We start from the raw sequence: 271 nt of genomic DNA, 5'->3' as shown, positions 1-271 counted from the left end.
GAAACAATCAGTGCCCTGAGTGTTGAGGGGCGAATGACGCTTTGCAACATGGCCGTGGAGGCAGGTGCTCGCGGTGCGATTATTGCGCCGGATGCAAAGGTTTTTGACTATATCTACGGGAAGCCGCAAATGCCCGCAGGTGAACTCTGGCAACAGGCATTGCAGGAGTGGTCGCAGTTGAGTAGTGATGCAGATGCGGTTTTTGATAAGACTGTGACGATCGACTGTCTCGATCTTGAGCCTAAAGTGACCTGGGGGATCAGCCCGGATC

At 53.9% G+C, this 271-nt stretch carries 1 protein-coding gene; it reads left to right on the top strand.

What is annotated here, in order from left to right; genetic code table 11:
* Positions 1–271 (top strand): aconitase family protein (locus JTI85_RS19045; protein ID WP_255574890.1); only part of this gene is annotated, 271 nt, incomplete at both ends.

It is taken from the genome of Citrobacter sp. Colony219, assembly GCF_019382635.1.
Taxonomy (GTDB): Bacteria; Pseudomonadota; Gammaproteobacteria; order Enterobacterales; family Enterobacteriaceae; genus Citrobacter; species Citrobacter youngae.
This window is presented reverse-complemented; position numbering and strand designations above follow the sequence as displayed.